This is a genomic window from Bradyrhizobium sp. Pa8 (assembly GCF_052588265.1).
Window position 1 is genome coordinate 444953 of sequence record NZ_CP176767.1, and the last position, 24701, is coordinate 469653.

Genomic DNA, 24701 nt, shown 5'->3' on the forward strand with positions numbered 1-24701 from the left:
CTAGCCCGCAACGCGTTCGAATTCGTACAGCGTGCGGCCGCCGGCCGCGAGTTCGAGGCGCTGCACGATCCGGGCGTGACGACCGAGCGCCTGCTCGAACTGCGCACTGTCGTAATCCGCGAAGATGTCGCGCCGCAGCCGCAGCATGCGCTGGACCATCGGATCCGGCTTCGGCACGAATTCGATCACGCCGCGCGGCGCGAGGCCGACCAGCCATTCCACGACAAACGGCAGCGGCACGTTGCGGCCGATCGCGAGGTGATGCACCAGCGCCAGCGCGACGACGGCGTCGGCGTTGCGGCGCGAGGTCAGGCCGGACCGCTCTGCCTCGGCCCAGCCCTGCGCGGGGCTCGGGTTTGCCGCGTCAGAGAACAGCGGCAGGAAGTTGAGGTCTCCGGCGGGCGCGCGCGATGCCGCTGCCTCCAGCGCGTCGAGGTCGCTGTCGAAGCCGACCACCGATCCCGCCCCGTTCGCCAGCAGCGCCTTGGCGTAACGGCCGGTGTTGCAGCCGATGTCCCAGGCGCAGACGGGCAGATGGCGCCGGGCGAAGTCCGCGACGAAATCCTGCTTCCTGCGCTCCTCGTCGCCGGCATAGGACACATTGCCGATCTCGTAGCGCTGCCATTCCGTCGGCGCGATCGCCTTCGGCGTCAGCTTCGAAATCCAGCCATGCAGCCGCTGCAGCACCAGTTCCAGCGCAGCCCTGGGCAGCGGCCTCACCGGGCGGGCGGCCGTATCAGGCGCGTGCCGCGCGCGTCGCTGCATCAGGTCCGGCAGCGTGATGTTGGTCAGGATATCAGGCGCGAGCCAGCGCCTGAACCGGCCGAGCAGCGCGACGATGTCGCTGCTCGCGATACCTTCGAGCGCGCCGCGATACCAGGCATTGTGCGCAATCCCGAACAGCGCACGCAGCAGCAGCGGATTGACGAACTGCTCGACGAACTGGCGCTGGCCGGTCCAGTAGTCGCCGTCCTGGTATGGGACGAAGGAGGGGATGTCGATGAAGACCGGACGGTGGCCTGCGAACTGAACATTGTAGGCGCTCGCATCGGACAGCGCGAAACCGAAATCGAGAGCGCGCAGCTGCACGTCGAGGTGCAACAGCGCAGCGCGCTTGAGCAGCGCGAAGGGCCATTCATAGGGATAGGAGATGAACGGCAGTCTTGGGTGGACGAGGACGCGTCCGCCCCGCGCCGGCTCCGGCACCTCCGCCAGCAGTGTCGCATCGGCCTCGTCCGCCCCGATGATCCATCCACGACCAGTCAAATCGTCATAGGCGCCGGATGATTTCAGCCGCGCGAAATTCTGCGCGGCCTCGCTGTTGACGGAGCGCAGGATCGTGTCGCCGGACGAGAAGATGGTGCCGGTGGGGTCGCGGAATGAGCCGGGATCACGAATGGCCATTGCCCGAAGAGTCCTTGGGCCAGCGCTCCGGGGGAGCTTTCGAACGCCAGAACAATCCCAGGATCCGCCGTCCATAGGCGCGAACCGCAATCAGGCCGCCGGCAATGGCCGCGATCAGGCTCTGCACCGCGAATGCGCCCGTACCCGGATCGAGATAGGCATAGGCGCTGGTCGGCATCAGCGCAGCCAGACACGCCAGCATGGTCATGAAGACCACAGGAGATTTCTTCTTCATTGAAGCCCCGTGACGACGATGGCGGCCGGCCATAACGGGCCGGACGCGCTGTCTGTGACAGAGCGTAGCATTCCACCTGCGCGCGTAACCTTAAATCTTGTCCATCAAGGCGGAGCTGGCCCAAATTTCGCCACCGCTGCACAGCCCGATTCCGCGAATAAGGCAGGTGGGACATGCCGGGAAACAATTTTTCGGCGACGTGCGCGCTCACGAATTTTATGTTGCCGGTTTACCGATGATTGACCGAAGGCCGCAATCGGCGGCGGAGGCAAGCGTCATAGCCGCTGCCATTAATGGTTTCGCGTGCGAGCTGTTCTAGTCATGCCTCATGACCGCAGCGGATTTCATCGCAGCCTGCTTCTGGCCGTTCGTCGTCCTCGCGACGTTGGCGTTGCTAAGGGCCCGCAAGATCGCGGCCTTTCCGTTCGTCCTCAAGATCGTGACCGCGTTCGGCGTGGCCTACTTCGTGCTGGTGCTGTTTTTCGACAAGAGTTCGGTCATCGCCGTCAACGACATGCATGCCTTTCTCGTTCTCTTCGGCCTGGCGGTCGTCGGCTCTCAGTTGCGAGTCCCTGCGCCTCGGGGCTCATGGCGCGACAAGGCGAAGGGGTTCGGTGCGATGATCGCGATCGTGCTGTTCGGGAGCCTCATTGCATGGTTCTTCGGACGGATGCTCGTCCTCGATCACATGACCTCCCGCCTCGTGATCGAAGGTCGCGTCGATCGTGCGTGGAGGTCAACTGGCCGCAGCAGGGCGGAATATCTCGTCCGCATCGCGGGCCAATCCGTGAAGGTCACGGAGCCGATCTATGAGCGCCTCGAGAAGTTCAGGCCAATGGTCCGTGTCGAGGTCGGACGCGGCTCGAACTACGTCTACGAGATCGAATATCTCGCGAATTGAGCCGCAGCTTCACCGCCGCGGATGCGCGCTCGCATAGACTTCGAGCAGCCGCTCCGAATCGATGCCGGTGTAGATCTGCGTCGTCGAGAGCGAGGAGTGACCCAACAGCTCCTGGATCGCGCGCAGGTCGCCGCCACGCGAGAGCAGATGCGTGGCGAAGGAGTGTCGCAGCGCATGCGGCGTGGCGCTGTCGGGCAGGCCGAGCGCGCCGCGCAGCCGCTCCATCGCGAGCTGGATGATGCGCGGACTCAAGGGACCGCCGCGCGCGCCGAGGAAGATCGGGCCTTCCGCCGGCAGCGGATAGGGGCACATCGCAACGTATTCCTGCACGAGCGCGAGCACGTTCTGCAGCACCGGCACCATGCGGGTCTTGTTGCCTTTGCCTGTTACGATCAGCACGTCGCCTTCGCCGGGCCGCGGCACCTCGCGGCGCTTCAACCCCAGCGCTTCGGAGATGCGCAGGCCCGAGCCATACAAGAGCGCCATCACCGCGGCATCGCGGGCCAGAACCCACGTCTCGCGTTCCTCGCCGGCGCGCTCGTCGGCGTCGGCGAGGCGTTTGGCCGACGCCATCGGCAGCGGCTTCGGCAGGCTTTTTGCGACTTTCGGCGCGCGGATCGCCGACAATGCGCCGACCTTGCCCTTGCCTTCGCGTTCGAGGAACCGGCCGAACGAGCGCAGGCCCGCGAGCGCGCGCATCAGCGAGCGGCCGGCAATGTCGTCGGCGCGGCGCATCGCCATGAAGGCGCGGATGTCGGTGGCTTCCAGCGCGGCAAAGCGCGCCAGCGTCACGCGCTCGCCCCAATGATTGCAAAGGAAATCCAGGCATTGCCGCAGGTCGCGGCCATAGGCCTCCAGCGTCTTCGGCGACAGCCGCCGCTCGGCGCCGAGATGCGACAGCCAGCGCGTCATCTCCTGCGCGATGTCAGGATCGGCGCTGGCGAGCTCGATTGGGGGGGCGGCCGCTTTGCTCATGCGCTCTGGACGTAATGATTCCGCACAGTATATCGCATCACACCCGTTTACTGTTCGCTAAGGCCGCCCCGCGGCGCTAGCCTTGAGCTCCCCAGGTTCCGATTCTCTCCCCCCATGGATCATTCGTCGCGCAGCACGACCACCCCCGCCAACGCGACCCGCATGGTCGACGTGCTGGTGCCGGTCGCGCTCGACCAGGCCTATTCGTACAAGGTGCCGCGCGGGATGGAGCTGAAGGCGGGGGATCTTGTCGGCGTGCCGCTCGGACCCCGCGAGGTGCTGGCCGTGGTCTGGGCGGAAAACGCCAATCCCGACCCGCGCCTGCACAACCGGCTCAAGGAGGTCAGCGAAAAGCTCGATCTTCCTCCGCTGAAGCCTGAGCTGCGCTCGGTCGTCGACTGGGTCGCCAATTACACGCTGAGCCCGCGCGGCATGGTGCTGCGGATGTGCCTGCGCATGGGCGAGAATCTCGGCCCGGAGCGGGTGCGCGCCGGCGTGCGCCTGATCGGCGATCCGCCGCGGCGGCTGACGCCGGCGCGGCAGCGCGTGATCGAGGTGCTGTCGGACCGGCTGCTGCACGGCAAGTCCGAGGCGGCGAAGGAAGCAGGGGTCTCGGCCGGCGTGATCGACGGCCTCGTCGACGAAGGCACGCTCACGGTCGAGCCGATGCCGCCGCCTCCGCCGCCGCCGGCACCCGATCCGGATTTTGGCCGGCCGGATTTTTCACCGCTCCAGCGCGCCGGGGTGGATGCAATGCGCGCGCTCGCCGCCAACGGCACCTTTCACGTTGCGCTGCTCGACGGCGTCACCGGCTCCGGCAAAACCGAGGTCTATTTCGAGGCGATTGCAGAGACCATCCGCCGCGGCAAGCAGACTCTGATCCTGATGCCGGAGATCGCGCTGACCGGCCAGTTCCTCGACCGCTTCGCGCAGCGCTTTGGCGTGCGGCCGATCGAATGGCATTCGGAGCTGACGCCGCGCACCCGCGCGCGCAATTGGGCCGCGATCTCCGACGGCAGTGCGCCGGTCGTGGTCGGCGCGCGCTCGGCGCTGTTTCTGCCGTACGCCAATCTTGGCCTCATCGTGGTCGATGAAGAGCACGACCAGGCCTACAAGCAGGACGAGGGCGTGCATTATCACGCCCGCGACATGGCGGTGGTGCGCGCGCATATCGCAAAGATCCCGATCGTGCTGGCCTCCGCCACGCCGTCGGTCGAATCCGAGGTCAATGCGCGCAAGAACCGCTATCAACGCATCGCACTGCCCTCGCGCTTCGGCGGCCAGCACATGCCGCATATCGAGGCGATCGACATGCGCCGCGAGCCGCCGGCGCGCGGCCGCTTCATCTCGCCGCGGCTCGCTGGCGAGATCAGAAAAGCGATTGAAAAGCGCGAGCAGGCGTTGCTGTTCCTCAATCGCCGCGGTTATGCGCCGCTGACGCTGTGCCGTGCCTGCGGCCATCGCTTCGCCTGCACCATCTGCGATGCCTGGCTGGTCGATCACCGCTTTCGCCAGCGGCTGGTTTGCCACCATTGCGGCTTCTCGATGCCGCGCCCGCAGACCTGCCCGCATTGTGCGGCGGAGGAATCACTGGTCGCGGTCGGGCCGGGCGTCGAGCGCTTGCAGGAGGAGGCGGCCGCGCTGTTCCCCGAGGCGCGCACCATGGTGCTGTCGAGCGATCTGATCACCTCGATCGAGACGATGCGCTCCGAGCTCACCGAGATCGCGGAGGGCCGCGTCGACATCATCATCGGCACGCAGCTCGTCGCCAAGGGCCACAACTTTCCGCGGCTCAATCTCGTCGGCGTGGTCGATGCGGACCTGGGCCTGTCCAACGGCGATCCGCGCGCCTCGGAACGCACCTGGCAGCTGCTCAACCAGGTGATCGGCCGTGCCGGGCGCGAGCAGGGCCGCGGCGTCGGCTATCTCCAAACCCACCAGCCCGATCATCCCGTGATGAAGGCGCTGATCGCCTGCGACCGCGAGGCCTTCTACGACAGCGAGATCGATCTGCGCGAGCGCACGCTCTATCCGCCGTTCGGCCGGCTCGCGAGCCTGATCATTTCGGCAGGCGACCGTCCGAGCGCCGAAGGCTTGGGCCGCCGCCTCGTTGCGCTCGCACCGCGCGACGAGCGCGTCGTGGTGCTGGGACCGGCGGAGGCCCCGCTCGCCGTGATCAAGGGCCGCTACCGTTTCCGCATCCTGGTGAAATCGGCGCGCGGTTTCGACCTGTCGGACTATTTACGGAACTGGCTGGCGGTGTGTCCAAAGCCGAAGGGCAATCAAAAGCTCGAAGTGGACGTCGACCCGCAGAGCTTTTTGTAGGGATCGTCAAAACTCTCTCCTCGTCATTGCGAGCGCAGCGAAGCAATCCAGACTGTCTCCGCGGAGGGATCCTGGATTGCTTCGCTGCGCTCGCAATGACGGGGCAGCAAAAAGCCCGCCGTCCCCCAAGACGGCGGGCTTGCTTCACCTGCGCCGATCCCGCCGCTCACAGGTCCATGCGGACGCTGACGGGAACTGCGCTTGTGTGGTGAGGCGCTGGTCGCGCCTTAGGAGATCACTTCCGCGGTGACGCGGCCGACACCGGCGCCGGTGAGGCCAATGGCGCGGGCAGCGCCGGTGGAGAGGTCGAGAACACGGCCGCGAATGAACGGGCCACGGTCATTGATGGTGACGATGACGCTCGAGCCGCCATGGGTGACGCGCAGCTTGGTGCCGAATGGCAGCGAACGGTGCGCCGCGGTCATGGCGTTCTGGTTGAAGCGTTGGCCCGAGGCAGTCCTGCTGCCGGACTCGTTGCCATAATAGGAGGCCATGCCGGAGAAGCTGCGGCCCGTGCCCGACGACGGCGTCATCGACGCGTTGGCATTGCGCCAATCGGAGGTCGTGTTGGCATCGTTCTGGGCGTGGTGGCGATGATGATGATGAGAATACCGGTGGTGATGCCGGGATTTGGCAGAGGCCTCGGTGGCGGTTCCACCGACGACGAGAGTGGCGGCAACGAAAGCGATCGCCGTGCGCGGCCGGGTCACGGAGCCCAGCGTCTTCAATGACAGCATTTAGTGGTCCCTAATCTAGTATTGCCACATATGTGGCAAGTGCAGCCCCCGTAAGTTTGTGAGCGGGATCGCGTTTCGATTCCTAATGAGGCGCGAATTGGGCAGTAAATTCGTTCTATGTCGTCATGACATATCTTGTGATTGGCACTGATATTGCAAACGATGTTCGGAAATCTTTCGTTTTAACAATTCTTTAACCGAATTATTACTTATGAATACTGTAAAACGAAGTCGTTATACTTCACGTTTAGAATTAGGAAAGTATTCAGGGGAGACTGCGAGTCTCGTCCGAATCACGCCTCAGCGATCTGTGCTCATGGCCGCTATGCGCTGAACCAATGGGCGCGATGCAGCCGAGAGGGCGCGTCATTCCGCGACGTGGCAGGCCGCTATCGCGGCGCCGTCGGCTGCGACGAACTGGCGACAGAAGGTCGTGCCTTTAATTTGGCGTCATGTTGCACGTGCGCGCCTGCTATGTTAGCAAAGCCGCGATTTTAACGGACCCGGCACCTCCCGTGTCGGCCGAAAATCGAAGTCCCGCTTGAATTCCAAGGGCTTGGATCGCTTGGCGCCGCTTCGCGGCGACGGTTTTTCCCTTGCGAGTTTGACAGCAAAAAGAGCGCGTCTGTGGCTGCAGAAGATACGTCCGTTTCCGGTGTGTCGGGCCGTTATGCAACGGCCTTGTTTGAACTGGCCCGCGACCAGAATGTGGTTGACGAGGTCAAAGCCGATCTCGACAAATTCGAGGGTTTGCTGAACGAAAGCGCCGATCTGAAGCGCCTCGTCCGCAGCCCGGTGTTCGCGGCCGACGCCCAGTCCAGGGCCCTCTCGGCCGTGCTGGACAAGGCGGGCATCGCCGGCATCTCCGCCAATTTTCTGAAGGTCCTGACCGCCAACCGCCGCCTGTTCGCGGTGGCTGACGTCATTCGCGCCTATCGCGCCCTCGTCGCCCGGTTCAAGGGCGAGGTGACGGCCGACGTCACCGTGGCGGAAGCGCTTTCGGACAAGAATCTCGACGCCCTCAAGGTTGCCCTGAAGTCGGTGACCGGCAAGGACGTCGCGCTCAACGTGAATGTCGATCCCTCGATCATCGGTGGCCTCGTCGTCAAGCTCGGCAGCCGCATGATCGATAGTTCGCTTCGCACCAAACTCAATTCGATCAAGCACGCGATGAAAGAGGCAGGCTGATGGACATCCGCGCCGCGGAAATTTCCGCGATCCTGAAGGACCAGATCAAGAATTTCGGCCAGGAAGCTGAAGTCTCCGAAGTCGGACAGGTGCTGTCCGTCGGCGACGGTATTGCCCGCGTCTACGGTCTGGACAACGTCCAGGCCGGTGAAATGGTCGAGTTCGAGAACGGCACCCGCGGCATGGCGCTGAACCTCGAAACCGACAACGTCGGTATCGTTATTTTCGGCGCCGACCGCGAGATCAAGGAAGGCCAGACCGTCAAGCGCACCCGCGCCATCGTGGACGCGCCGGTCGGCAAGGGCCTGCTCGGCCGCGTCGTCGACGCGCTCGGCAATCCGATCGACGGCAAGGGCCCGATTCAGGCCGACAAGCGCATGCGCGTCGACGTCAAGGCGCCCGGCATCATTCCGCGCAAGTCGGTGAGCGAGCCGATGGCGACCGGCCTCAAGGCGATCGACGCCCTGATCCCGATCGGCCGTGGCCAGCGCGAGCTGATCATCGGTGACCGTCAGACCGGCAAGACCGCGATCGCGCTCGACACCATCCTGAACCAGAAGCCGCTCAACGCGCAGCCGGACGAGAACATCAAGCTGTATTGCGTCTACGTCGCGATCGGCCAGAAGCGTTCGACCGTCGCCCAGTTCGTGAAGGTGCTGGAAGAGCAGGGCGCGCTCGAATACTCGATCATCGTCGCTGCCACCGCCTCGGATCCGGCGCCGATGCAGTACATCGCGCCGTTTACCGGCTGCACCATGGGCGAGTACTTCCGCGACAACGGCATGCACGCCGTCATCATCTATGACGATCTGTCCAAGCAGGCCGTCGCCTACCGTCAGATGTCGCTGCTGCTGCGCCGCCCGCCGGGCCGCGAAGCCTATCCGGGCGACGTGTTCTATCTGCATTCCCGCCTGCTCGAGCGCGCGGCGAAGCTGAACAAGGACCAGGGCTCGGGCTCGCTGACGGCGCTGCCGGTCATCGAAACCCAGGCCAACGACGTGTCGGCCTATATTCCGACCAACGTCATCTCGATCACCGACGGCCAGATCTTCCTGGAAACCGACCTGTTCTTCCAGGGCATCCGCCCCGCCGTGAACGTCGGTCTGTCGGTGTCGCGCGTCGGTTCGTCCGCGCAGACCAAGGCCACCAAGAAGGTCGCCGGCAAGATCAAGGGCGAGCTCGCGCAGTACCGCGAAATGGCGGCGTTCGCGCAGTTCGGCTCCGATCTCGACGCCTCGACCCAGCGCCTGCTCAACCGCGGTTCGCGCCTGACCGAGCTGCTGAAGCAGCCGCAGTTCGCGCCGCTGAAGATGGAAGAGCAGGTCTGCGTGATTTGGGCCGGCACCAACGGCTATCTCGATCCGCTTCCGCTCAACAAGGTGCGCGCGTTCGAGGACGGCCTGCTGTCGCTGCTGCGCGGCAAGAACGCCGAGATCCTCAACGCGATCCGCGACAGCCGCGATCTCTCCGACGACACCGCCGCCAAGCTGAAGTCGGTGGTCGAAGGCTTCGCGAAGAGCTTCGCGTAAGTGCCGTCAAGGCCGGGCTTGTCCCGGCCATCCACGTCTATCGGCGTGTGAGGCACCACGTGGATGCCCGGGACGAGCCCGGGCATGACGACTGGATAGGTTTGCGATCAGGCCAAAGGGGCGGATCGTCGGGGACGAAGAATGGCGTCACTTAAAGACATGCGCGTCCGCATCGCCTCCACCAAGGCGACGCAGAAGATCACCAAGGCGATGCAGATGGTCGCGGCGTCGAGATTGCGCCGTGCCCAGCAAGCGGCCGAGGCGGCGCGGCCCTATGCCGACAAGATGAGCGCGGTGATCTCCAACATCGCCAGCGCTGCCGCGGGTTCGCCCGGCGCACCGGTGCTGCTGGCCGGCACCGGCAGGGACCAGGTCCACCTGCTGCTGGTCTGCACCGGCGAGCGCGGTCTGTCCGGCGCCTTCAACTCCTCGATCGTGCGCCTCGCCCGCGAGCGCGCCCAGGCGCTGATCGCGCAGGGCAAGGAAGTCAAATTCTTCTGCGTCGGCCGCAAGGGCTATGAGCAGCTCCGCCGCCTGTTCGACAAGCAGATCGTCGAGCACCTCGACCTGCGCAGTGTTCGCCAGCTCGGCTTCGTCAACGCCGAGGACATCGCCAAGAAGGTGCTGGCCCGTTTCGACAACGGTGAGTTCGACGTCTGCACGCTGTTCTACGCGCAGTTCAAGTCGGTGATCGCCCAGATCCCGACCGCGCAGCAGATCATCCCGCTGGTCGTCGAGGAAAAGGCGGCGAACGCGCCGACGACGTCCTACGAATACGAGCCGGAGGAGGACGAACTGCTGTCCGGCCTGCTGCCGCGCAATATTGCGGTGCAGATCTTCCGCGCGCTGCTGGAGAACAACGCTTCGTTCTACGGCGCGCAGATGAGCTCGATGGACAACGCCACCCGCAATGCCGGCGAAATGATCCGCAAGCAAACCCAGATCTACAACCGAACCCGTCAAGCCCAGATCACCAAGGAGCTGATCGAGATCATCTCCGGCGCCGAGGCGGTCTGACGCTCGAACCAAACGACGGTCGTTCAAGTCCAGAATTTCGAAGGAGAGCTATTCATGGCTACAGCAGCTAAGCAGGTCGGTCGCGTCACCCAGGTCATGGGCGCCGTCGTCGACGTGCAGTTCGAGGGCCACCTGCCCGCCATTCTCAATTCGCTGGAAACCCGGAACGGCAACATCCGCCTCGTGCTGGAAGTTGCGCAGCATCTCGGTGAGTCCACCGTGCGCACGATCGCGATGGACGTGACCGAAGGTCTGGTGCGGGGCCAGGAAGTGACCGACACCGGCCAGCCGATCGCGGTTCCGGTGGGCGACGGCACGCTCGGCCGCATCATGAACGTCATCGGCGAGCCGATCGACGAAGCCGGCCCGATCAAGTCCGAAGGCGTGCGCGCTATCCACCAGGAAGCGCCGACCTACACCGACCAGTCGACCGAAGCTGAAATTCTCGTCACCGGCATCAAGGTCGTCGATCTTCTCGCTCCGTATGCGAAGGGCGGCAAGATCGGCCTGTTCGGCGGCGCCGGCGTCGGCAAGACCGTGCTGATTCAGGAGCTGATCAACAACGTCGCGAAGGCGCACGGTGGTTACTCCGTGTTCGCCGGCGTCGGCGAGCGCACCCGCGAAGGCAACGACCTCTATCACGAGTTCATCGAGTCCAAGGTCAACGCCGATCCGCACAATCCGGATCCGAGCGTGAAGTCCAAGTGCGCGCTGGTGTTCGGCCAGATGAACGAGCCGCCGGGCGCCCGCGCCCGCGTCGGCCTCACGGGTCTCACCGTCGCCGAGCACTTCCGCGACCAGGGCCAGGACGTGCTGTTCTTCGTCGATAACATCTTCCGCTTCACCCAGGCCGGCTCGGAAGTGTCGGCGCTGCTCGGCCGCATCCCGTCGGCGGTGGGTTATCAGCCGACGCTCGCCACCGACATGGGCGCGCTCCAGGAGCGCATCACCACCACGCAGAAGGGCTCGATCACCTCGGTGCAGGCCATCTACGTTCCGGCCGACGACTTGACCGACCCGGCGCCCGCGACCTCGTTCGCGCATTTGGACGCGACCACGGTGTTGAACCGCGCGATCTCGGAAAAGGGCATCTATCCCGCGGTGGACCCGCTCGACTCGACCTCGCGCATGCTCTCGCCGCTCGTCGTCGGTCAGGAGCACTACGACACCGCGCGTCAGGTCCAGCAGGTGCTGCAGCGCTACAAGTCGCTCCAGGACATCATCGCCATTCTCGGCATGGACGAGCTTTCGGAAGAGGACAAGCTGACGGTGGCTCGCGCCCGCAAGATCGAGCGCTTCCTGTCGCAGCCGTTCCACGTCGCCGAAATCTTCACCGGCTCGCCCGGCAAGTTCGTCGACCTCGCGGACACCATCAAGGGCTTCCGCGGCCTCTGCGAAGGCAAGTATGATCACCTGCCGGAAGCCGCCTTCTACATGGTCGGCACCATCGAAGAGGCAGTCGAGAAGGGCAAGAAGCTGGCGGCGGAAGCCGCCTAAGCTGGCGATTAGCGAATAGGGAGTGGCGAGTAGAATCTATTCGCCATTCGCTGCTCGCCACTCGCGCGTTCGCTACTCACCATTCGCAGGTTTCCAATGGCCACCATCCACTTCGATCTCGTCTCGCCGGAAAAGCTCGCATTCTCGGGCGAGGTCGACCAGGTCGATATCCCCGGCGTCGAGGGTGACTTTGGCGTGCTGGCGGGACATGCGCCGGTCGTGGCTGCGATCCGGCCCGGCATCCTCACCGTGACTGCGGGCGGCAGGCACGAGAAGATCATCGTGCTCGGCGGTATCGCCGAAGTCTCCGAAAAGGGCCTCACCGTGCTCGCCGACGTCGCGACGTCGCTCGACGAACTCGACCGTGCCCAGTTCGCCGCGACCATCTCCGAGATGGAAGAAGGCTTGAAGGAGCACGAAGGCGGCGAGCTCGATCAGGCCATCGAGCGGCTCGACCACTTCAAGAGCATCCAGCAGCAGCTCAACAGCACGGCTATGCACTAAGCCCCGGTGCACTGCTCCGGGGCTCAAGCTAAAAATTCCTGAACAGGTTCAGCGCTCGTCACGGAAGTGGCGGGCGCTGAAACTTTGTTGCACCGCGCCGCCGATAGCGGCATTCTGCGCCTGCGAATTTGTTTCGGGGCTGGCAGCAGATGAAACGCAAGATCGCAGCGATTTTCGCAGCCGATATTGCCGGTTACTCAAGACTGGTCGCGGAAGACGAAGAGGAGACGCTGCGGCGTCTCGCCTCGTATCGCGAGGTCGTCGACGATTTCATTGCGAAGGCCAACGGCCGCATCTTCAACACGGCGGGCGACGCCGTGCTCGCGGAATTTCCGAGCGCGGTCGATGCGGTGCGCTGCGCGATCGACATCCAGGAATCCCTGCGAACCCGCAACATGGCCTATCCGCCGAGCCGGCAGATGTCGTTCCGCATCGGCATCACCATCGGTGATGTGGTCGAGCGCGATGGCGATCTGCTCGGTGACGGCGTCAATATCGCCGCCCGGCTCGAAGGCCTCGCCGAGGTCGGCGGCATCTGCGTCTCCCGTGCCGTGCACGAGCAGGTCGCCAACAAGCTGTCGGTGCAGTTCGCCGACATCGGCGCGCAGGAGGTCAAGAACATCCCGACGCCGGTGCACGCTTACATGGTGGCGATGCGGCGCGAGGACGGCACCTATTCCACGCCGAAAGTGAAGAAGCCCGCCTCCAAGCTGGCCGCGGCACCCGTCTGGATGTGGCCGCTGGTGGTCGCCGTCGTCTCGGTCGTCGCCATCCTTGTCACCGGCTTCCTTTACAACACCAAGCTCAAGCAGACGGTCACTGCCGCAGTCGCGCCGGTTGCGACGCCAAGTGCAGCGCCAGCGGCAAATGCCGTGGCGCCGAGCCCGATGCCGACCCAGATGGCAAAAGCGCCGATGGCTCCGATGAGCCCAGCCGGCGCTGCGATGGCACCGATGCCCGCGCCCTCACCATCCGCCGCGCCGCTGTCAGGCAAGCTTGCCGTCGACAGCGTGCCCTTCATCAACGAGCGCATCCGCAACTATCTGGCCGGCGACTATGCCGCCTCCGGCGACCACAAGGCCTTCGCGCTCAATATCGGCGGATTCACAGGCGCGGCGCTGAACCAGCCGACCGAGGAAGCCGCGCGCGACATGGCGCTCGAGCAGTGCCAGAAGCGCGCCGATGCCGCGCAATCGCCGCGGCGCTGCGAACTCTATGCGGTCGGCAACAACGTCGTCTACACACACGGCAAGCCGCCGATGCCGCCACAGCCCTGGGTGCGCCACGACGCGATGACCGAGCGGGCCTTCGCGCCGAAGGATTTTCCGATGGTGCGCGATCCGGCAAAAGTCCGGCTCGAGAACATGTTCGTGCCGGCGGCAAAATCCCGCTCGATCGCGCTCGGTCCGGGCGGTCAATATTTCATGGTGCTGGGCGCGTCATCCGTCGACGACTCGGCGCGACGTTCGCTGGAATCGTGCGGCGCGATCGCCGGCGTGGCCTGTCTGATCGTCGCGGTCGACGACAATTTCGTCGTGCCGATCCCGACCCTGTTCAGGATCACCGGCTTCTTCCATGCCGCGTCGAACGCCTCGATCGTCGCCGACGCGCGCGCCGAGGTCGTGCGCAAGCTTGCCGATGGCATGGGCTGGAACGCGGTCGCGGTCGGGACCGCGGGCCGGCCTGGCATCGGCCTGAAGGCCGCGGACGAGCAGACCGCCGTCAATTCCGCGCTCGCCGACTGCGCCAAGCGCGACAGCGATTGCCACGTCATCGCGATTGGCCCGTTCACGGTGGGACCGACCAATTAGAGCTTGCTGGACATAGGCCGCCACGCCACTTGCGCCCCGCGGCCGATTCCCTCCGACGCTTCAAAAACTTCACCCCAACCGCCGCGCAAGCGCCGGCAATCGCCGGCTACTGTGCATGGGGTTGTTTTCGCAGTTTTAGTTTGCGAAGGGCGCAAACTGCTGCGCGACCGCGCGGTAGACCTCGCGGCGGAACGGCACCACGAGATCGGCGACACGGTCGAGCCGCTCCCAACGCCAAGCGTCGAACTCCGCAGGCTGTTCGTTGCGCGGCGTCAGCGGATCGATCTCGTCGTCGCGGCCGGTGAAGCGCAGCGCGAACCATTTCTGGCGCTGCCCGCGGAATTTCGCCAGTCGGTGCGTCTGCGGCCCGTCGTAGGGCGGGAATTCGTAAGTCAGCCAGTCTGTCTCGCCGAGATAGTCCGCACTCTTGACGCTGGTCTCTTCCCAAAGCTCGCGCAGCGCCGCATCGCGCAGGTTCTCGCCCTCATCGACACCGCCTTGCGGCATCTGCCAGTCGAGGCCCGGCAGGATGATCTCGGGGCCGTCGCCCTTGAAGCGGTGGCCGATCAGCACGCGGCCATCGGCATTGAAGAGGGCGATCCCCACGTTGGGACGGTAGGGTTTTTGATTGGTCACGCGCGCGTCTTTCATCGTCATTCCGGCGATGCATTAGCACCGAACCCGGGATGACGATTTGATTTATTCATCCGCCAGCGCGGAAAATTCCTTCACCACGCGCTCATAGACCGGGCGCTTGAACGGGATGATCAAACCGGTCAGGTTCTTCATCGGCTCCCAGCGCCAGCTCACGAACTCGGCCTTGTGGCCGCCGCCGCCGGGTTTTTCGACATTGATCTCGCTGTCCTTGCCGGTGAACCGGACCGCGAACCATTTCTGGCGCTGGCCGCGATAGCGGCCCTTCCAGGCGCGCCCCGCAACCGTGCGCGGAATGTCGTAGACGAGCCAGTCCGGGACCTCGCCGAGCCGCTCGACCGAGCGCACGCTGGTCTCCTCATAGAGCTCGCGCTTGGCGGCCTCCCAGGTGTCCTCACCGGGATCGACGCCGCCCTGCGGCATCTGCCAGACATGGGCGTCGTCGACATGCTCAATGCCGCCGGCGCGGCGGCCGATGAACACCAGACCCTTCGTGTTGATCAGCATCACACCGACGCAAGTACGGTAGGGCAGATCCTCGTAACGCGCCATTCCGCCAGACCTCTCGCGTGCTTTGGTGGGTATGCTGGCCCCGAGGGCCAGTGCCGTACCAATCCGTTGATTTAGCTGGATTTTGATTTCAGCATCGCGGTTGTCAATGGCACCAAAAGGATACCACGGTCGCTCAATGTCTTGGTCCAGCTGCCGATGCGCTCGATCGAGACCGGCAGGGCGGACGCGGTGCCGATTGCGACGCCGCGCTCGCGCGCCGTCGATTCGAGCTTGTTCAGGGCGCGGTCGATCTCAGCCGGGGTCGGCACCACGTCGATCGCGATGTCACCCCTGCCGAACGGCATCGCCTGGCTGGCCGCGGCCTGGGGCGCGATGCTGCGCGGCGAGGAGCCGTCGTCGAAGAAGCCGAGGCCGCGCTTGGCTGCCTCGCGGATGATCGGCTGCATCGCGGCGTCGGTCGCCACGAACCGGGCGCCCATGAAATTGGTGAGGCCGGCATAGCCTTGCATCCGGCTCAGGTGCCAGTACAGGCGGTCCATGTTCTGGTCGGTGGTGAGCGAGGTCAGCAGCGTCTGCGGGCCCGGGTCGTTGTCCGGGAAGTCGTAGGGCTCCATCGGGATCTGGAGGAAGATCTCGTGGCGCTGGGCGCGAGCCCGCTCGGCGAGCTTGCCGGGGTCGGCGCCATAGGGCGTGAAGGCCAGCGTCACCGCCGGCGGCAGTCGCATGATTGCGTCGGTCGTCTTGGCCGCGCCGACGCCGAGGCCGCCGATCAGGATCGCAACCACCGGCATCTTTGCGGCCTTGGCGCGGTCGGCATCCGCCGCGTAGACGTTGAACGGCTTCGCGCCCTCGGCTGTCACGGGGATCATGCCGTAGCGTGATTTTTCGAGCAGCTTTGGATCGATCCCGGCCATGACGGGCGGTGGGGCGGATGCGGCGGCCGCGTCGCCCTTGTCGGCCGCGTCGCCGCCACCGATCACCACGTCGTGGCGCGTGCCGGTGGAACCGTCGATCATGGTGACGGTCTTCTGCTCGCTCGCCTGTTTCGGCGCCTCCTTGGCCTCGTGCTTGCTCTCTTGCTTGCTCTCCTGGCCAAGGCCCGCAGCGGCCGGCTTCTCGTCGGTGGCCCTGGGCTCACGGATCGCAATCCGCGTCATCGGCTCGCCGCCAAGCGGATCCTTGTTGAAGATGGCGAAGCCGGCGAAGGCGACCAGGAACAGGCCGAGCATGACAGCGACGGCCTGCATGGCTGTGAACGGCAGCCGCAGCCGCCGTTTCCGGCGCGGCTTGTCCTGTCCGAGCGGGGCGCTCAGATCATCGGCCGTTTCAGTCATGCGAGATCCCGAATCACTCCCGCCGACGATACCACGCCGAGGTCAAGCGGCGGCAGGCCGGGATAGGCCGGGGGTAGCAGGAGCCCCAAGCAAAAAGGGCGGCTCCCGGAGCCGCCCTTTTCGTAACATCGCCTGAAGCGCCGACTTAGTTCGCCGCTTTGGGCTTGTCGGTCGTGGCCTTGTTGTCGCCCGGCGTCGGCGCCGCGGAGGCGCTGTTCTTGATGCCGTGGAGCAGGTCGTCCGCGAGCTTGAGCGCCTTGTCGTCCTTGGCGTCCGGCGGGACGTAGGACTGCGAGCCGGTCTTCTCGTCGCCGTCGTTCTTGAGATGGCCGCGCAGCGAAGCCTCGCCCTTGGTGTCGGTGCGCGACTTCAGCTCGTCCGGCACGTCCTGGAGCACTTCGATGTCGGGCACGATGCCCTTGGCCTGGATCGACTTGCCCGACGGCGTGTAGTAGCGCGCCGTGGTCAGACGCAGTGCGCCGTTGCCCGAGCCGAGCGGAATGATGGTCTGCACCGAGCCCTTGCCGAACGAGCGCGTGCCGACGATGGTCGCGCGCTTGTGGTCCTGCAGCGCGCCGGCGACGATTTCCGACGCCGAGGCCGAACCGCCATTGACCAGCACGATGACCGGCTTGCCCTTGGTGAGGTCGCCCGCATGCGCGGTGCGGCGCTGGGTCTCCTCGGCATTGCGGCCGCGGGTCGAGACGATCTCGCCCTTCTCCAGGAACGAGTCGGAGACGGTGACCGCTTCCTCGAGCAGGCCGCCCGGGTTGTTGCGGAGGTCGATGATGTAGCCCTTCAGCTTGTCGCCGATCTGATTCGAGAGGTTGGCGACCTCGCGCTTCAGGCCTTCGGTGGTCTGCTCGTTGAAGGTGGTGATGCGGATATAGGCGATGTCGTCGGCCTCGATGCGCGCGCGCACCGAGCGGACGCGAATGTTGTCACGCACCAGGGTGACGTCGATCGGATTGTCCTGGCCCTTGCGGATGATCTTGAGCTTGATCTTGGTGTTGACCGGACCGCGCATCTTCTCGACCGCCTGGTTCAGGGTCAGGCCCTGCACGGCTTCGTCATCGAGATTGGTGATGATGTCGTTGGCCATGACGCCGGCGCGCGAAGCCGGGGTGTCGTCGATCGGCGAGACCACCTTGATCAGGCCGTCCTCCATCGTGACTTCGATGCCGAGGCCGCCGAACTCACCGCGGGTCTGCACCTGCATGTCGCGGAAGCTCTTGGCGTCCATGTAGCTCGAATGCGGATCGAGGCCGGTGAGCATGCCGCTGATCGCGGATTCGATCAGCTTGGTGTCATCGGGCTTCTCGACATAGTCCGAGCGCACGCGCTCGAACACGTCGCCGAACAGATTGAGCTGGCGATAGGTGTCTGCGGTGGCGGCTCGCGCGCTGGAGCCCATGAAGACCGCGCGCGGCTGGGTCACGAACAGCGTCAGCGCAGCACCGGTGGCCGCGCTGAGGAGGATAACTGAAGTCTTGCGCATCATCCGCGAACCTTCTCGCCTTCATTTGCGGCCCACCATGGGCCTGGATCGATTGGAGTGCCGTCCTTACGGAACTCGACATAGAGCACAGGTTGACTCGCGTTCGTGGCGAGAATGGAGGCGACTTGAGAGGTCGATCCCATGGTCGCGACCGGTTCCCCCGTGAGCACAAACTGACCGATGTTAACCGAAATGCGCTCCATCCCGGCGATCAGGACATGATACCCGCCCCCGGCGTTGAGGATCAAGAGTTGTCCATAGCTGCGGAACGGGCCGGAATAGACAACCCAGCCATCACACGGCGTCGTGACCTGGGAGCCGGGCCTGGTTGCCAGCGAAATGCCCTTCTGGACACCGCCGAGCCCGTCGGAACCGCCAAAATCCCTGATCTTGTTACCGTTAACCGGCAGAGGCAGGAGCCCCTTGGCCGACGCGAAGGCGATCGCCGGGGTGGTCCGGGACCGGTCCTTGAAAGTGCCCGGACCAGGCTTGGCGTTGGCGGCCGCGTTTGCAGCCGCCTTGGCCTCGGCCTGCCTTGCGGCCTCGGCCGCCTTCTCGGCGGCCTTGGCGGCGCTCTGCAGATCCTGCTCCATCTTGGTGATCAGCCCCTGGAGATCGCCGACCTGCCTGGAGAGCGCGATGGCGCGCGAGTTCTCGGCGTCGAGGTCTTTTTCGCGCGACGCCTGCTGGCGCTGCCGCTCGTCGACCAGGGCGGTAAGCCGGGTCTGGTCGTTGCGGACCTTGTCGCGGTCGGTGGCAAGCTGGTCGCGTTCGGCGGCGATGTTCTTGCGCAGGGCCACGAGCTCGCCGAGGTCGCCCGCGAGTTTCTCGGCGCGGCCTCGCAATTCCGGCACCACGGCGCCGAGCAGCATGGCGGTGCGCAGTGATTGCAGCGCATCTTCGGGCCGCACCAAGAGCGCCGGCGGCGTGCGCCGGCCGGCGCGCTGCAGGGCCGCCAGTACCTCGACGATGTCGGCGCGGCGCGACTCCAGCGAGGTGCGCATCTGCTGCTCGCGGCCGTTGAGCGAGCGCAGCCGCGCTTCGGCTTCGTCGATCTTGGTCTCGACGGTCCGCACATTGGCTGCGGTATCGATCAGCTGCTGATTGAGCTGGGTGCGGTCCTGGCCAAGCGAGGTGATCTCGGCCTTGAGCTTGGCCTGCGCTTCCTCGGCGCTCTTCTGCCTCGCGCGGGCGGCCTCGAGCTCCTGCTCGCGCTGCTTGATCGCATCGGGCGAGACGGCCGCCGTCTGTGGCGCGGGCGCAATTGTCTGACCTTGCGTCTGAGCTTGCGCGAGGCTTGCGCCCAAGACACTTAAGCCCAAGACACTTGAGCCCAAGACGCCGGCGATCAGCAGCAGGTTGAGGATCGGCGCTCGCATCGCTTTACGCAAAGGTGCTCGTTGTGCGCGCATCACGCGCGGTGATAGGGGTGGCCGGCCAGAATCGTGGCGGCCCGATAAAGCTGTTCCAGAAGCATGACGCGGACCATTTGGTGCGGCCATGTCGCAGAGCCGAACGCGATCGCGAGCTTGGCCTTACGGCGCAATTCGGGCGAAAGTCCGTCCGCCCCTCCGATCACGAAGATAGTATGCCCGGCACCCTCGTCGCGCCAGCGCCCGAGGTGCCGTGCGAATACGGTGGAGTCGAGATTCTGGCCGCGCTCGTCCAGCGCCACCAGGATCGATTTTTCCGGGATGTGCGCACCGATCGCCGCGGCCTCTTCGGCCATCCGAGTCGCGGTGTCGCGCGCGCGGCTTTCGGGGATTTCGTGGATGGTGAGTTCGCGGAATCCGAGCTTGCGGCCGGCTTCGTCGAACCGCTCGAAATAGCGGTCGGCAAGTTCCCGTTCGGGGCCCTGCTTCAGCCGGCCCACCGCAATGACAGCAACGCGCATGATATCTTCAGGTCGTGTTTCGAGACCGCGCGCAATATGCGCGCGCACGACGCTAGCATGCGCGTCAGCCGATTCGAAATCGGCTCGATGAGCCTAGATCGCCTTCGCCGCCCCGGGGCCCTGCGTGTACAATCTCTCGAGATTGTAGAACTCGCGGACCTCGGGTCTGAACACGTGCACGATCACATCGCCGGAATCGATCAGCACCCAGTCGCAATTGGGCAAGCCCTCGACGTGGATGTTCTTGATGCCGTTTTCCTTGAGGCCCTTGGCGACGTTGTCCGCGATCGCGCCGACGTGCCGGTTCACCCGGCCGGTGGTGACGATCATGTAGTCGGAGTATGCCGATTTGCCGCGAAGGTCGATGGTGACCGTCTCTTCCGCCTTCATGTCGTCGAGGCGGGAGAGGATCAGGCTCAGCGTCTTGTCGGCGTCGGGTTGCGCCTTCAAGGCCGCCGTTTTGGTCGATGTTTTACGCGCCGGTTTCGCTACCTTGGGTAAAACAGACTTGGACAATACAGATGTGGTCAGGGACCATTCCTTTCACTGTATCGCGAACGCCGAATCCGACGCTCACTGGTTACACTACATCATGTGGGGTTAAGGGTTTCAATATGCCAGAGAGTCCGAAATCCCCACAACATCCACACACTCCGTCTCACTTCGGACCTTTCCAGCTCCCGTCCGGGTTCCGCAAGCCGGTCGAGGACAGGTTCAGTTTCAATCCCGTCAGAAAGACCCAGGCCGGCGCCGGCCGATCCGGGAGCAATGCCGCGTCCGTCTCGGGCACGCGGTAGCGTGCAAGGGCCTGGGCAGCGGGCGAGGCGAGGGCGCGAAAACTCTGCGGCGGGCGATCGATGACCGCAATCGGCACCTGGTCGGCGATGCGCCGCCAGTGCTGCCAACGATGGAATTGAGCGAGATTGTCGGCGCCCATGATCCAGACAAAGCGCAGGCCGCTGAGGCGGCGGCGCAAGGTGTTGATCGTGTCGATAGTATAGCGGGTACGAATGACGGATTCGAGACAGCTCACCTCGATCCTGGGATCGTCGGCGACGTCGCGCGCGGCCTGCATGCGCGCGCCGAGCTCATGCAGCGTGCCGTTCTCCTTCAGCGGATTGCCGGGCGTCACCAGCCACCACACGCGGTCGAGTTGGAGGCGTTTCAGCGCGAACCGGCTGATGGCGCGATGGGCCTCGTGCGGCGGATTGAACGAGCCGCCGAGCAGGCCGATGCGCATGCCTTCGGTGTAGGGCGGAATGGCCTGCGCGAAGAAACGTGGCGCGACGAAATTGTTACTCAATGCCCCACGCCTCGCGACATGACTTACGGCCGCGTCTGACCTGTGCCGTGGACGCGATATTTGAAGCTCGTGAGCTGCTCGGCGCCAACAGGACCACGGGCGTGGAATCGTCCGGTGGCGATGCCGATCTCGGCGCCGAAACCGAACTCGCCGCCATCGGCGAACTGCGTCGAGGCATTGTGCAGCACGATCGCGGAATCGACCTCGCTCAGGAATTTCCTCGCAGCAGCCTCATCCGCGCTCACGATCGCGTCGGTGTGATGCGAGCCGTGGTTCTGGATATGCGCGATCGCGCCGTCGACACCGTCCACCACCTTCGCCGCAATGATCGCGTCGAGATATTCGGTGTCCCAATCGTCTTCGCTGGCAGGCTTGACGCGCGTATCGGTCTTCTGCACGGCGTCGTCGCCGCGCACTTCGCAGCCTGCCTCGATCAGCATCTCGACCAGCGGCTTCAGGTTTTTGGCGGCAGCGGCGCGATCGACCAGCAGCGTCTCGGCCGCGCCGCAGATGCCGGTGCGGCGCATCTTGGCGTTGAGCACGATCGACTTCGCCATGGCGAGGTCGGCGCTGGCATCGATATAGACGTGGTTGACGCCTTCGAGATGCGCGAACACGGGCACGCGGGCTTCCTGCTCGACGCGCGCGACGAGGCTCTTGCCTCCGCGCGGCACGATCACGTCGATGGCACCGTTCAACCCTGACAGCATCATGCCGACCGCCGCGCGGTCGCGCGTCGGCACCAGCGTGATCGCCGCCTCGGGGAGGCCCGCTTCACGCAGGCCCTGGACGAGACATTCATGGATCGCGCGGCACGAACGAAAACTGTCGGAGCCGCCGCGCAGGATCACGGCATTGCCGGATTTCAGGCACAGCACGCCGGCATCCGCCGCAACGTTCGGCCGGCTCTCGAAGATCACGCCGACGACGCCGAGCGGCACGCGTACGCGCTCGATCGTCATGCCGTTCGGCCGCTGCCAGCTCTCGGTGACGATGCCGACCGGATCGGCGATGCCGCGCACGATGCCGATGCCCTCGGCCATGGCTTCGACGCGCGCCGGCGTCAGGGTCAGGCGGTCGATGAAGGAGGAGGTGGCATTGCCGGAGGCGCGAGCCTCCGCGACGTCCTCGGCATTGGCGGCAAGGATCGCGGCAGAGTTCGCGCGGATCGCCCGCTCCATGGCTTCGAGCGCCCGGTTCTTCTGCTCCGGCGGCGCCTGCGCCAGCACGCGCGCGGCAGCGCGGGCACGGGCGGCGAGATCGGACATCAGCGCCTGGAGATCGGCATTGCCGTCGACGGCTTTGAGGGGGGCGGCCATTGGAGCTTCAACCTTCTGCTAAGGCGGTGTCCTAGCACGGAAATCCCGCGTCTGCGAAGGGTCGGGAGGGTATGGCTGGGGCCCGGTTCGCGCCGCCCGGTCGGCCAATGGCCTAGTTGCCCCCGAAGGCCGGGCGGATCCTTGCGAGGCGCTCAAATATCAATAAGTATCATTACTTGATAACGGAGCCGTTCCATGGCGAGCAGCTACAGCATTGGAAAGCATTTCGAGGACCTGATCGACAATCTGGTCGAGAGCGGCCGCTATGCCACTGCGAGCGAGGTCATGCGCGAAGGCCTTCGCCTAGTCGAGGAGCGTGAAGAGCGGCGCAGGGTCAAGCTGGACGCGCTGCGGGAGGAAATCCAGAAGGGGTTTGACAGCGGACCAATGGAAGAGGTCGACGTCCAGGAATGGATGAACGACATCAAGGCGCGGGGACGGCAGCGACTGGCCGCGCGCAAACGTGGCGAATAGATTCCGCAAGGCCCCACAAGCCGACCAAGATCTGGATTCGATCTGGGATTTCATCGCGTCGGAGAGCGTTCGGCCGGCCGACAAGCAGATTGCGCGCATCGGCGAGATTTCGAGATGCTCGTGGAAAATCCCTTGGCTGGCCGCGAACGGCGAGAATTGCGCGACAGCCTGCGCAGCTTCCCCGTTGGCAATTACGTGATCTTCTATGTCCCGCTGCCCGATGGAGTCGAGATCATCCGCGTGATGCACGGCCGCCAAGATATCGGCTCTGACGACATGCAATAGTTGGCGGCCCTTACCCGCCCACCACCAGATCGTCGCGGTGGATCATCTCGGACCTCCCGCTGATGCCGAGGATGGCCATCACGTCCGGGGACGAGCGGCCCTTGATCCGTTCGGCGACCTCGGCATCGTAGGCGATCAGGCCGCGGCCGACCTCGCTGGTATCGGGGCCGCGCACGATCACGGCATCGCCGCGGGCGAACTGGCCTTCCACCTTGATCACGCCGGCCGGCAGCAGGCTGGCGCCCGCGCGCAACGCCGTCACGGCGCCGGCGTCGATGGTCAGCGTGCCCTTCGGCTCCAGCGTGCCCGCGATCCAGCGCTTGCGCGAGGTGATGGGGTTGGCCGGCGTCAGGAACCAGGTGCAGCGGCCGCCGTCGGCGATCGCCTGCAAGGGGTGCTCGATCTTGCCGGAGGCGATCAGCATATGCGTGCCGCCCGTCGTGGCGATCTTCGCGGCCTCGACCTTGGTGCGCATGCCGCCGCGCGAGAGTTCGGACTCGGCGTCGCCTGCCACGGCCTCGATCTCCGAGGAGATGCTGTCGACCACAGGAATCAGTTTTGCGTTCGGATTGTTCTTCGGCGGGGCGTCGTAGAGCCCGTCGATGTCGGACAGCAGCACCAGCAAATCGGCGCTCGCCATGGTGGCGACGCGCGCGGCGAGGCGGTCATTGTCGCCGTAGCGGATCTCGTTGGTGGCGACCGTGTCGTTCTCGTTGATGACGGGGATCGCGCGCCATTCCAGCAGCTTGCCGATGGTGGAGCGCGCATTGAGATAGCGCCGGCGCTCCTCGGTGTCCTGGAGCGTGACCAGGATCTGCCCCGCGCCGATGCCGTGGGCCCCAAGCACCTCCGACCAGATCCGCGCCAGCGCGATCTGGCCGACGGCGGCGGCGGCCTGGCTCTCCTCCAGCTTCAGCGGGCCGCGCGGCAGCTTGAGGCGGCTGCGGCCGAGTGCGATCGAGCCGGAAGAGACGACGAGCACGTCGCGGCCCTCGCGATGCAGCTTGGCCATGTCGTCGGCGAGCGCGGCGAGCCAGGAGGTGCGCACCTCGCCCTTGTCGGAATCGACCAGCAGGGCGGAGCCGACCTTGACGACGATGCGGCGGAATTGACTGAGTTCGGGGCTGGCCATGTGTGTATGTGTTGGCGCGTGTGACGGATTGCTCTGCATCGGAAACGGCGGAGCGACAGGCGGCGCCGGTTAAGGCCTGCTTTTGCAGCAGGACGACGGCCGGCGCAAGGCGGCGGGCATGGTAAACGGCGCTTGTCCGGGACGCCCGCCTGGCTCTAATTGTCGCCAACCA

General features: G+C 65.2%; 24 protein-coding genes. 10 read left to right on the forward strand and 14 right to left on the reverse strand.

The features are described from left to right. Complete coding sequence (locus ACKWRH_RS02070; RefSeq protein WP_445219121.1) at nt 1-1404, reverse strand: class I SAM-dependent methyltransferase; 1404 nt, start codon at nt 1402-1404, stop codon at nt 1-3. Next, a complete protein-coding gene (locus ACKWRH_RS02075; RefSeq protein WP_253573733.1) occupies nt 1391-1639 on the reverse strand; it encodes a hypothetical protein in 249 nt (82 codons plus the stop codon). Before ACKWRH_RS02075 ends, ACKWRH_RS02070 begins: the two co-directional genes overlap by 14 nt. A gap of 328 nt (nt 1640-1967) precedes the next feature. Here ACKWRH_RS02075 and ACKWRH_RS02080 point away from each other — a divergent pair, with 328 nt between their 5' ends. After that, nucleotides 1968-2540, forward strand: a complete 573-nt coding sequence (locus ACKWRH_RS02080; RefSeq protein ID WP_445219122.1) for a hypothetical protein — start codon at nt 1968-1970, stop codon at nt 2538-2540. Nucleotides 2541-2549: 9 nt separating this feature from the next. Here ACKWRH_RS02080 and ACKWRH_RS02085 read toward each other — a convergent pair whose 3' ends face one another. Continuing rightward, on the reverse strand, nt 2550-3515 hold the full coding sequence (locus ACKWRH_RS02085; protein WP_445219123.1) for a tyrosine recombinase XerC: 966 nt from the start codon (nt 3513-3515) through the stop codon (nt 2550-2552). Between the two features lie 114 nt (nt 3516-3629). Here ACKWRH_RS02085 and ACKWRH_RS02090 point away from each other — a divergent pair, with 114 nt between their 5' ends. Next, nucleotides 3630-5840 (forward strand): primosomal protein N', encoded by a 2211-nt coding sequence (locus ACKWRH_RS02090; protein WP_445219124.1) that lies wholly within the window; start codon nt 3630-3632, stop codon nt 5838-5840. Nucleotides 5841-6067: 227 nt separating this feature from the next. Here the strand turns inward: ACKWRH_RS02090 and ACKWRH_RS02095 are convergent, their stop codons facing one another. After that, nucleotides 6068-6577 (reverse strand): septal ring lytic transglycosylase RlpA family protein, encoded by a 510-nt coding sequence (locus ACKWRH_RS02095; protein ID WP_445219125.1) that lies wholly within the window; start codon nt 6575-6577, stop codon nt 6068-6070. Nucleotides 6578-7204: 627 nt separating this feature from the next. On the opposite strand from ACKWRH_RS02095, the gene ACKWRH_RS02100 reads away from it, so the two are divergent. From ACKWRH_RS02100 to ACKWRH_RS02125, 6 genes are all read left to right on the forward strand, one after another. Beyond that, nucleotides 7205-7765, forward strand: a complete 561-nt coding sequence (locus ACKWRH_RS02100; RefSeq protein WP_445219126.1) for a F0F1 ATP synthase subunit delta — start codon at nt 7205-7207, stop codon at nt 7763-7765. Beyond that, entirely contained in the window at nt 7765-9294 is a 1530-nt protein-coding gene (atpA, locus tag ACKWRH_RS02105) for a F0F1 ATP synthase subunit alpha (protein WP_063980422.1), read from the forward strand. Before ACKWRH_RS02100 ends, atpA begins: the two co-directional genes overlap by 1 nt. Nucleotides 9295-9435: 141 nt before the next feature. Continuing rightward, a complete protein-coding gene (locus ACKWRH_RS02110; protein ID WP_445219127.1) occupies nt 9436-10311 on the forward strand; it encodes a F0F1 ATP synthase subunit gamma in 876 nt (291 codons plus the stop codon). Between the two features lie 54 nt (nt 10312-10365). Beyond that, entirely contained in the window at nt 10366-11808 is a 1443-nt protein-coding gene (atpD, locus tag ACKWRH_RS02115; protein ID WP_445219128.1) for a F0F1 ATP synthase subunit beta, read from the forward strand. Between the two features lie 96 nt (nt 11809-11904). Further along, on the forward strand, nt 11905-12312 hold the full coding sequence (locus tag ACKWRH_RS02120) for a F0F1 ATP synthase subunit epsilon (RefSeq protein WP_445219129.1): 408 nt from the start codon (nt 11905-11907) through the stop codon (nt 12310-12312). 149 nt (nt 12313-12461) lie between these two features. Continuing rightward, nucleotides 12462-14123 (forward strand): adenylate/guanylate cyclase domain-containing protein, encoded by a 1662-nt coding sequence (locus tag ACKWRH_RS02125; RefSeq protein ID WP_445219130.1) that lies wholly within the window; start codon nt 12462-12464, stop codon nt 14121-14123. A 135-nt stretch (nt 14124-14258) separates the two neighbouring features. Here the strand turns inward: ACKWRH_RS02125 and ACKWRH_RS02130 are convergent, their stop codons facing one another. The 9 genes from ACKWRH_RS02130 to ACKWRH_RS02170 all read right to left on the reverse strand — a co-directional run bounded on the left by ACKWRH_RS02130 (nt 14259) and on the right by ACKWRH_RS02170 (nt 22638). After that, a complete protein-coding gene (locus ACKWRH_RS02130) occupies nt 14259-14759 on the reverse strand; it encodes an RNA pyrophosphohydrolase (protein WP_028158540.1) in 501 nt (166 codons plus the stop codon). Between the two features lie 63 nt (nt 14760-14822). Continuing rightward, on the reverse strand, nt 14823-15329 hold the full coding sequence (locus ACKWRH_RS02135) for an RNA pyrophosphohydrolase (RefSeq protein ID WP_445219131.1): 507 nt from the start codon (nt 15327-15329) through the stop codon (nt 14823-14825). A 71-nt stretch (nt 15330-15400) separates the two neighbouring features. Beyond that, on the reverse strand, nt 15401-16624 hold the full coding sequence (locus ACKWRH_RS02140; protein WP_445219132.1) for a divergent polysaccharide deacetylase family protein: 1224 nt from the start codon (nt 16622-16624) through the stop codon (nt 15401-15403). Nucleotides 16625-16769: 145 nt separating this feature from the next. Then, nucleotides 16770-18125: a S41 family peptidase gene (locus tag ACKWRH_RS02145; protein ID WP_014490597.1), complete on the reverse strand. Its 1356-nt coding sequence runs from the start codon at nt 18123-18125 to the stop codon at nt 16770-16772. Further along, complete coding sequence (locus ACKWRH_RS02150) at nt 18122-19501, reverse strand: murein hydrolase activator EnvC family protein (protein WP_445219133.1); 1380 nt, start codon at nt 19499-19501, stop codon at nt 18122-18124. Before ACKWRH_RS02150 ends, ACKWRH_RS02145 begins: the two co-directional genes overlap by 4 nt. 32 nt (nt 19502-19533) lie before the next feature. Further along, nucleotides 19534-20016, reverse strand: a complete 483-nt coding sequence (rlmH, locus tag ACKWRH_RS02155; RefSeq protein WP_014490595.1) for a 23S rRNA (pseudouridine(1915)-N(3))-methyltransferase RlmH — start codon at nt 20014-20016, stop codon at nt 19534-19536. Between the two features lie 93 nt (nt 20017-20109). After that, nucleotides 20110-20466, reverse strand: coding sequence for a ribosome silencing factor (gene rsfS / locus ACKWRH_RS02160; protein WP_282524195.1), 357 nt, complete (start codon nt 20464-20466; stop codon nt 20110-20112). Between the two features lie 208 nt (nt 20467-20674). Then, nucleotides 20675-21319, reverse strand: a complete 645-nt coding sequence (locus tag ACKWRH_RS02165; RefSeq protein WP_445219134.1) for a nicotinate-nucleotide adenylyltransferase — start codon at nt 21317-21319, stop codon at nt 20675-20677. A gap of 23 nt (nt 21320-21342) precedes the next feature. After that, nucleotides 21343-22638: a glutamate-5-semialdehyde dehydrogenase gene (locus ACKWRH_RS02170; protein WP_445219135.1), complete on the reverse strand. Its 1296-nt coding sequence runs from the start codon at nt 22636-22638 to the stop codon at nt 21343-21345. A 195-nt stretch (nt 22639-22833) separates the two neighbouring features. Between ACKWRH_RS02170 and ACKWRH_RS02175 the strand changes: the two genes are divergently transcribed. Further along, the gene (locus tag ACKWRH_RS02175) at nt 22834-23112 is read left to right on the forward strand and encodes a type II toxin-antitoxin system ParD family antitoxin (RefSeq protein ID WP_445219136.1); all 279 of its coding nucleotides are present in this window, start codon (nt 22834-22836) and stop codon (nt 23110-23112) included. A gap of 132 nt (nt 23113-23244) precedes the next feature. Beyond that, nucleotides 23245-23397, forward strand: a complete 153-nt coding sequence (locus tag ACKWRH_RS02180) for a type II toxin-antitoxin system RelE/ParE family toxin (protein WP_445219137.1) — start codon at nt 23245-23247, stop codon at nt 23395-23397. Nucleotides 23398-23407: 10 nt separating this feature from the next. Here ACKWRH_RS02180 and proB read toward each other — a convergent pair whose 3' ends face one another. Beyond that, nucleotides 23408-24529 carry a glutamate 5-kinase gene (proB, locus tag ACKWRH_RS02185; protein ID WP_445219138.1) on the reverse strand — a complete coding sequence of 374 codons (1122 nt, stop codon included), beginning with the start codon at nt 24527-24529 and terminating at the stop codon, nt 23408-23410. Nucleotides 24530-24701 lie beyond the last annotated feature (172 nt).